General features: G+C 62.3%; 8 protein-coding genes and 1 riboswitch. Of the genes, 2 read left to right on the forward strand and 6 right to left on the reverse strand.

All coding sequences use genetic code 11. From position 1 onward, the window contains the following. Positions 1-166: 166 nt before the first annotated feature. Together crcB and B3C1_RS19000 are read left to right on the forward strand one after the other, a co-directional pair. Positions 167-544, forward strand: a complete 378-nt coding sequence (gene crcB / locus B3C1_RS18995) for a fluoride efflux transporter CrcB (RefSeq protein WP_008486844.1) — start codon at positions 167-169, stop codon at positions 542-544. Positions 545-599: 55 nt separating this feature from the next. Continuing rightward, complete coding sequence (locus tag B3C1_RS19000; RefSeq protein ID WP_008486847.1) at positions 600-2,831, forward strand: S9 family peptidase; 2,232 nt, start codon at positions 600-602, stop codon at positions 2,829-2,831. Between the two features lie 27 nt (positions 2,832-2,858). Here B3C1_RS19000 and B3C1_RS19005 read toward each other — a convergent pair whose 3' ends face one another. The 6 genes from B3C1_RS19005 to thiC all read right to left on the reverse strand — a co-directional run bounded on the left by B3C1_RS19005 (position 2,859) and on the right by thiC (position 8,058). Then, positions 2,859-3,560, reverse strand: a complete 702-nt coding sequence (locus B3C1_RS19005; RefSeq protein ID WP_008486848.1) for a HesA/MoeB/ThiF family protein — start codon at positions 3,558-3,560, stop codon at positions 2,859-2,861. A gap of 1 nt (position 3,561) precedes the next feature. Continuing rightward, the gene (gene thiE / locus B3C1_RS19010) at positions 3,562-4,221 is read right to left on the reverse strand and encodes a thiamine phosphate synthase (protein ID WP_051012970.1); all 660 of its coding nucleotides are present in this window, start codon (positions 4,219-4,221) and stop codon (positions 3,562-3,564) included. A 140-nt stretch (positions 4,222-4,361) separates the two neighbouring features. After that, positions 4,362-5,135, reverse strand: coding sequence for a thiazole synthase (locus B3C1_RS19015; RefSeq protein ID WP_008486850.1), 774 nt, complete (start codon positions 5,133-5,135; stop codon positions 4,362-4,364). Further along, positions 5,135-5,332 carry a sulfur carrier protein ThiS gene (thiS, locus tag B3C1_RS19020; RefSeq protein ID WP_008486851.1) on the reverse strand — a complete coding sequence of 66 codons (198 nt, stop codon included), beginning with the start codon at positions 5,330-5,332 and terminating at the stop codon, positions 5,135-5,137. Before thiS ends, B3C1_RS19015 begins: the two co-directional genes overlap by 1 nt. Beyond that, entirely contained in the window at positions 5,322-6,269 is a 948-nt protein-coding gene (locus tag B3C1_RS19025) for an FAD-dependent oxidoreductase (RefSeq protein WP_008486852.1), read from the reverse strand. Before B3C1_RS19025 ends, thiS begins: the two co-directional genes overlap by 11 nt. Continuing rightward, positions 6,253-8,058: a phosphomethylpyrimidine synthase ThiC gene (gene thiC, locus B3C1_RS19030; protein WP_008486853.1), complete on the reverse strand. Its 1,806-nt coding sequence runs from the start codon at positions 8,056-8,058 to the stop codon at positions 6,253-6,255. The genes B3C1_RS19025 and thiC overlap by 17 nt, the downstream gene beginning before the upstream one ends. A gap of 98 nt (positions 8,059-8,156) precedes the next feature. After that, a riboswitch (TPP riboswitch) is annotated at positions 8,157-8,258 on the reverse strand. Between the last annotated feature and the right edge of the window lie 164 nt (positions 8,259-8,422).

Consider the following 8,422-nt stretch of genomic DNA (forward strand, 5'->3'; position numbering starts at 1 on the left):
TGCGTTTAAAGCCTCGGAAAAGGGCCGTAAATTTCACCATCTATAGCCTCAGTTCTGCCCGTTTCTTGGCCAAAATTTCCGATTTTAACTAACTAAAGGCGCCAGTCTGGTATCCAACGGCGGCTCTCGGTAGGCTTAAGCCTTTCGACAGAGCCAAGAGGAAGTCATGCAAGGACTGTTGTTTGTTGCCATGGGCGGTGCCGTGGGCGCCATGCTGCGTTTTGGCATCAGTGAATTTTGCGTCTGGCTGCTGGGCCGGGGCTTTCCTTACGGTACCTTGCTGGTCAATACCCTGGGCTCTTTCCTGATGGGGATCTTGATGGGCCTGGTCTTTGCCGGCCATATCGATGCCCACCCCTGGCGCCAACTGATCGGCCTGGGTTTTTTGGGGGCCTTGACCACCTATTCCACCTTCGCCATGGATAACGTGCTGCTGCTGCAGCAAGGGGACTTTCTCAAGGCTGGCCTCAACATCTTCCTTAACGTTAGCCTCACCATACTCCTGGCCTTGGCGGGTATGGCGCTGGTCCGACAAAACTTGTAAGGCCAGGGGTAACATGGCACAAAGGCCCTGACACCATCCAAGGAACAGGGCAACAATGAAAACAATCCTGCCTGCAATCACATTACTGGCCGCTGCCCCCCTGGCAGCCCAGCCTTTGACCATTGAGCGTATCTTCTCGGACCCCGGTCTGGCCGGGGCCAAGCTAAGGGCACCCACTTTCTCCCCCGACGGCAAGCTGGTGACCTTCCTGCAAGGGCGTAGCGACGACGCCAACCGTCTCGATCTCTGGGCCTATGACGTTGCCAGCGGTAAGTTGAGCCGCCTGGTGGACTCGGACGATCTCCATAAGGGCGCCGAACAGCTGTCCGATGAGGAGAAGGCCCGCCGCGAACGCCAACGGCTCTTTGCCTCCGGCATAGTGGAATACCACTGGTCCCACGACGGCAAGGCGTTGCTTTTCCCCCTGGCCGGCGACCTCTATTACTACGATCTTGCCAGCCGCAAGGCGCGGCAGCTGACCAAGACCGACGCCTTTGAGCTTGACGCCAAGTTCAGCCCGGACGACAAGAAGGTGTCCTTTATCCGTGACCAGGACATCTTCGTCTTGGATCTGGCCAGCGGCCAGGAACAGGCCCTGACCCAGGACGGTCAAGGCCCCATCAAAAACGGCATGGCCGAGTTTGTGGCCCAGGAAGAAATGGGCCGTCTCACCGGTTATTGGTGGGCACCGGACAGCCAGCAAATCGCCTTCTTGCAGGTGGACGAAACCCCGGTCCCGGAAGTGGTGCGCAACGAGATCTATGCCGATCGCATCGATTTTATCCAGCAGCGTTACCCCGCCGCCGGAGACCACAACGTTACCCTGAAACTGGGGGTGGTGAGCATCGCTGGTGACCAGGTGCGCTGGTTCGACACCGGCGACAACAAGGATATCTATATCCCCAGGGTCGCCTGGAGCAACGACAGCAGCCTGCTCACCTACCAATGGCAAAGCCGGGACCAGCACCAGTTGGAACTGCGCGGTATCGATCCCAAGACTGGCGCCAGCCAGGTGCTGGTCAAGGAAGAGGCCAAGACCTGGGTCAACCTCAACAACGACCTGCGCTTTTTAAAAGAGGACAACAGCCTGATCTGGGCCTCGGAGCGCAGCGGCTTTAAGCACCTGTACCGCCTGAAGGACGGTGCCCTAAAACCCCTGACCCAGGGCGACTGGCAGGTGGAAGCCCTGGCCAAAGTGGATGAGGCCAATGGCTGGCTTTACTTCACCGGTTGGGTAAGCGATCCCAAGGAGCGCCAGCTGTACCGTACCCGCCTGGACGGCAGCACCGCTGCCAAGCCCCAGCAGGTGTCGGTAAGGCCGGGCTGGCACGCCATTTCCTTCAGCAAGGACGGCGGCCACTACCTGGATCTCTACTCCAGCCTGGACCAGCCCCCCCAGGTTTCACTGCACAGCAGCGACGGTACTCCCAAGGCCTACCTGGTGGAAAACCGCCTGGACGCCAAGCATCCCCTGGCGCCTTATCTCAAGGATTGGGTGAAACCCCAGTACGGTACCCTGCAAGCCGAAGACGGCAAGTCCCTGCAATATCGCGTCTTTAAGCCCAGCACCCCCATGCCAGAGGGCGGCTACCCGGCCATAGTGCGGGTCTACGGCGGCCCCACCGCGCAGTTGGTGGTCAACGCCTGGAGCGACGCCAACCTCTGGACCCAGTACATGGTCAGCCGGGGTTATGTGGTGTTCCAGCTGGACAACAGGGGCAGCGAAAATCGTGGCAAGGCCTTTGAAGACGTTATCTACCAGCATCTGGGGGAAATTGAACTGCATGACCAGGTGCTGGGGGCCAACTGGCTGAAAGCCCAGGGTTATGTGGATGGGGGCCGGGTCGGTATCTATGGCCACAGCTACGGGGGCTACATGACCCTGATGGCCATGTTCAAGGCCGGCGATACTTTTGCCGCCGGTGTTTCCGGCGCTCCGGTGACCGATTGGGGTCTGTACGATACCCACTACACCGAGCGTTACCTCAACACTCCCCAGGCCAACGGCAAGGGCTATGAGGCGTCCTCGGTATTCCCTTACTCCAAGGATCTGAAAGGGGAGCTGTTGATCTACCACGGCATGGCGGACGACAACGTGCTGTTCACCAACACCACCAAGCTCATCAAGCAGCTGCAGGACCAGGGCAAGTTGTTCGAGTTCATGGCCTATCCCGGTGCCAAGCACTCTCTGTACGGTAAGGAAACCCGCATCCACCAGTACAAGACCATTACCCGCTTCTTCGACCGCACCCTGGGGCAGGGCAAGATAACGGCTCCCAACCAGTAACGAAAAAGGCCGCAGCAGCGGCCTTTTTTATTGGCAAACGGGGCAGTCTGGGTCGGCAGTCAATTGCCAGTGGCGCCAACTGAGCTGCTCCCCGTCAAATAGATGTAGGCTGTCAGCGGCGGGCGCCAAGCCCAGCAGGTGCTTGATGGCCAACAGTGCCTGGAAGCTTCCCGCCATACCCAGCACAGGCCCGGCCACCCCCAGGGTGTCGCAGCGGCCATCACCATGCTGGGCCTGGCCATAAAGGCAGGCCAGGCAAGGTCCCTTGTGAACCAACTGCACCCGGCATTGCCAGCGGTTGGCGATGGCCGACACCAATGGCACCCCCCGGCTGACGCACCAGCGGTTCAGCAGCTGCTTGCCGGCCAGCTGATCGACACAGTCCAGCACCAGGTCCACCCCGGTGAGCAGCCGGTCGATATTGCCTTCCTCTATATAAGAGGGGCACTCGTCTATCTGGCAGCCTGGGTCCAGGGCTTGTAACTGGCGGCGGGCCATTTGTGCCTTGCCCCGGCCCAGGTGGCTGCTCTTATAGAGGATCTGCCGGTGCAGGTTGCCTAGCTCCACCTTGTCGGCATCGATAAGGCGCAGCAGGCCGACGCCGGCGCCGGCCAGGTAGAGTGCCGCCGGGCTGCCAAGTCCCCCCAGGCCTACTATGGCCACCTTGCTGCCGGCCAGTTGCTCCTGGGCGGCCTGTCCCCACAGCAGGGTTTGGCGGTGATGGCGCATCTTAACCTCCACAGAGGGCCAGCCAGCGGCCGACCTCGGTTTTAAGCTGGCCGCTTTCGGTAACGGCCCTGACCACCGCCAGGCTGCCCGGACCCTGGGCCAGCACCGCAGCGGCGTTATCAAGGTCGATACCGCCAATGGCCACTGTGGGGGTGGCCCCGGCGCGGTGGCAGAAGGCCTTGAGCTTATCCAAACCCTGGGGGGCGCTGGGCATATCTTTAGTGGTGGTTGGAAAGATGGCGCCAAAGGCAATGTAGGAAGGCCTTAGCGACAAGGCCCTGGCCTGCTCGAACAGGCCGTGGCTGCTAAGGCCCAGGTGAATACCGCTCAGGCTGAGCCTTTCCAAGTCGGCACTCAGCAAGTCTTCCTGGCCCAGGTGCACGCCATAAGCGCCATGGTGCAAGGCGGCTTGCCAGTGGTCGTTGACAAAAAGCCGGGCCTTATAGCCCTGGGCCTCCTTCACCGCCAGGGCCACCTGGCGCTCCGCCGCCGAGGGGTCGCCCTTAAAGCGCAGCTGCACAGTGCCCACTCCCAAATCCAGTAGCCGGGGTAGCCAGCTGGCGTCGGGCACCACGGGATAAAAGCCCAGGCGGGCCGGGCAGGGGGCGAAGGGGTGCGCCGGGGCTTCCCCGTGCAGCAGCGGCAGGGTGTCACCCTCCATGCGAAGGGCCAGCCAGTGGTCCCAGTCCTTGGGGGATTGGGCCAGTGGCCCTTGGCTGTGTTTCAGTACCAGGGTGACCGGGCCCAGCTGCAAGCGGTCTTGCTCTGCGCCCAGCATCAGCTGGGCGGGTTCGAGGTTTGTCATTGCGGCTCCTGGTGCCAAAAGGGGGTGCCCACCACAGGGGTGCTGGCCTGAGCCAGTTCCCGGGCGCTGATGGGGCCGGCCAAAAAGGCGGCCCTGCCGGCGTCCACCGCCCGTGCCATGGCGCCGGCCATGGCGGCAGGCCTGGCCGCCTTGGCCACGGCGGTATTGGCCAGCACCGCATCAAAGCCCAGCTCCATCGTCTGGCAGGCATGGGAGGGGCGGCCAATGCCTGCGTCAATCACCATGGGCACCTTGGGCAAGCGCTGGCGCAGGGCCTTAAGGCCGTTGAGGTCACTCAGCCCCTGGCCCGAGCCGATGGGTGCCCCCCATGGCATCAGCACCTGGGCGCCGGCATCCAGCAGCTTCTTGGCCAGCACCAGATCGTTGGTCATATAGGGGAAGACCTGGAAGCCCTCACGGCTCAGCTCGCGGGTGGCGTCCACCAGGGCGAAGGGGTCCGGCTGCAGGTTGTAGTCGTCGCCAGTGATCTCCAGCTTCAACCAGTTGGTGGCAAACAGCTCCCTTGCCATAAAAGCCAGGTTCACCGCTTCGTCCACGGTGCGGCAACCGGCGGTATTGGGCAGTAGTGGAGTACCCAGGGCCTGTAAGAAGCCCCAGAAGTCGTTGCCCCCTTGGCCCTGGCGGCGCAGGCTACAAGTGATCAACCCGGGCCTGGCGGCCTGGACGGCATCCAGCAGCAATTGCGGTGAAGGGTAACCGGCCGTGCCCAGCCAGAAGCGGCTGGTCAGTTCCACATCATAAAGGCGCATCAGCCACCCTCCATGGGAGCCAGCACCTCGATGCGGTCTCCCTCCTTTATATAAAGAGAAGCGTATTGGCCTTTGGGCACAAAGCGGCCATTTATCGCCACCGCAAAGGGCGGCTTGGCCTGGTTGTTGTCCAGCAACCGTGCCAGGGGCTGGGGGCCGGTGAGCAGCTGGCGCTTGCCGTTGAACTCAATGAGCATGGCGGCCCCCCAGGTGGGCTTTGATTTCCCTGACCGCCCGCTCGGCGAGCACTGGGCCAATCATAAAACCGTGGCGGTAAAGGCCATTGATGCTGAGCCTATTGCCTTGCCAGGTCAGGTGTGGTTCGTTGTCCGTAAAGGCGGGGCGTAGCCCCACCTGCAAAGACTCGATACGCGCCTCGGCAAAACCGGGGTGCAGGCTGTGGGCGGCAGACAGGAGCTCAAGGGCCGACTGCACCGACACCGGGCTGTCGTCCCGGCTTTCTATTTCGGTGGCCCCCACCACGTACCGGCCGTTAGGGCGCGGCACTATATAAAGAGGGTAACGAGGGTGCAGCAACCGTACCGGCCGGGTCAGGGTGACCTCCGGGGCGTGCAGCCTGGCCACTTCGCCGCGTACGGCGCGAAGGCCGGGCAGCTCGGCGGCAGCGCCGGTGCAATCCACCAGGATGTCGGCCTGAGCCTGCCCTTCATCGTCCCCCGTCAGCTCCGCCAAGCGGCTCATCAGGGCTTGGTTGTCCAGGTAACCCTCGCCGCTTAGCCAAAGACCCTGGCCAAAGCGACCGGCCAGGGCCGGTTCCAGGTCCCCTACTTGGCAAGGCTCGCTTTGGCTGCGCTGGTGAAAATCCCCCATCAGGGCTTGGTCCTGGGGGTGGCTAACCACCAGGGTGCCGGTAAAACCATGCTGGATACCGCCAAGCTCGCCGAGCCAGACCTGCCACAGGGGCAGGGCGGCGCTGCCCATCTCATATATGGCCGGGCTGCTCAGCACCGCCTCGGCCTTGGGAGCCAGCATGGCCGCCGCCACCCAGCCGGCGGCGCTGGCCGGGCGAGGATCGGTCCAGGCCACCCTGAGCCCGGCCTTTTTCAGGCGCCAGCACAGCAGGCGCCCCATCAGCCCAAAGCCCTGGATCTGCACATCAATCCTGGCTGACATAGATCTGCGCTCCCTGCTCCTTGAAGCGTTCCGCCTGGGCCTTGAGGCCGTCGCGGTTGGCCGACAGCTCCTGGCTCAGTTTCATGGAACAGAACTTGGGCCCGCACATGGAACAAAAATGGGCCACCTTACCGGCCGGGCTGGGAATGGTCTCGTCGTGGTACTCCCTGGCCCGCACCGGGTCCAGCCCCAGGTTGAACTGGTCTTCCCAGCGAAATTCAAAGCGTGCACGGGATAGGGCGTTGTCCCAGGCCTGGGCGGCCGGGTGGCCCTTGGCGAGATCCGCAGCATGGGCGGCAATGCGGTAGGCGATAAGGCCCTCTTTGACGTCGTCCTTGTTGGGCAGGCCCAGGTGTTCCTTGGGGGTGACGTAGCAGAGCATGGCGCAGCCGTACCAACCGATCAGCGCCGCCCCTATGCCGGAGGTGATGTGGTCGTAGCCAGGGGCAATGTCGGTGGTGAGCGGCCCCAGGGTGTAGAAAGGGGCGCCGTGGCAATGCTTGAGCTGCTCGTCCATGTTCTCCTTGATGAGCTGCATCGGTACATGGCCTGGGCCTTCAATCATCACCTGCACGTCGTATTCCCAGGCGATCTTAGTCAGCTCCCCCAGGGTGCGCAGCTCGGCGAACTGGGCCTGGTCGTTGGCGTCGGCTATGGAACCGGGGCGCAGGCCGTCGCCCAAGGACAGCGACACGTCGTAGGCGGCGCAGATCTCACAGATCTCCCGAAAGTGCTGATACAGGAAGCTCTCCTGGTGGTGGGCCAGGCACCACTTGGCCATGATGGCGCCGCCACGGGAGACGATGCCGGTGACCCTGTCCACGGTCAGGGGCACAAAGGCCAGCCTGACCCCGGCGTGGATGGTGAAGTAATCCACCCCCTGCTCGGCCTGTTCAATCAGGGTGTCCCGGAACAGTTCCCAGGTCAGGTTCTCGGCTATGCCTTTGACCTTCTCCAGCGCCTGGTAGATGGGCACAGTGCCTATGGGCACCGGCGAGTTACGCACTATCCATTCGCGGATATGGTGGATGTTACGGCCGGTGGACAGATCCATCACCGTGTCGGCGCCCCAGCGGGTGGCCCAAATGAGCTTCTCCACTTCCTCATCGACACCGCTGGACACCGATGAGTTGCCGATATTGGCGTTCACCTTCACCCGGAAGTTGCGGCCGATGATCATCGGCTCGGCTTCCGGATGGTTGATATTGGCGGGAATGATGGCCCGGCCCTCGGCCACTTCTTGGCGCACAAACTCCGGGGTTATGACCGCAGGAAGGGTGGCGCCAAAGTCCTGGCCCGGGTGGCAGCGCTCCTGACTGGCCTCGGCCAGGCCGATGTTTTCGCGGATGGCGATGTATTCCATCTCGGGGGTGACGATACCGGCCCTGGCGTAATGCAGCTGGGTTACCCGCTTGCCGGCCTTGGCCTTGCGAAGGGCCCTGGGCAGCTTGAATCGGGGCAGGGTGCTGTCTTCCCCGGCCGCTTGGCGGGCAAAGTCGGAGCTCAAGCCGGCCAGCAACTGGGTGTCGCCCCGGTCTGCAATCCAGTTTTCCCGCACCGCCGGCAAACCGTGGCGGATATCCACGGCCTGGGCCGGGTCGCTAAAGGGCCCTGAGCTGTCATAGAGGTTGGCCAGCACCTGGCCACTGCCGTCGCTGGCCAGCACCTGGCGCACCGGCACCTGGAGGTCGGCACGGCTGCCTTGCAGGTAATGCTTGCGGGAACCCGGCAACGGCTGGGTGACGTCCGGGCTCAGCTGGCCCTGGATGAAGGATGATGATGTAGACATGGCTAACCTCGTTTTTAAAAGACAAAAACGTTGCTGGCCGATGTGCACGGTGAGAGAGGTACAGCCTAGCTGCACCCCATCCGGGAGACGGTTTTCGGTTGTGTGTCTCACTTGTTCCCTTCGCAGGTATTACCCTGATCAGGTTCCACGGATCCCACGTCTAGCGTGATCTCAGCCCTAAGGCACTCCGACAAGAACGATTTTTAGCCTAAATGGAAATCATCTCCTCTGTAAAGCCCTTCTTTCTGTGGATAAGTTGTGTTTAAGCGGTGCGTGAGTTGTGTGGAAGCCGGTATTGGATTTTTTTAGCAAAAACCCCTTGCAGCCTGCGTTTAGGTCCCTATAATGCCGCCTCGTTGCCAAG

The sequence above is a fragment of the Gallaecimonas xiamenensis 3-C-1 genome (assembly GCF_000299915.1).
Taxonomy (GTDB): Bacteria; Pseudomonadota; Gammaproteobacteria; order Enterobacterales; family Gallaecimonadaceae; genus Gallaecimonas; species Gallaecimonas xiamenensis.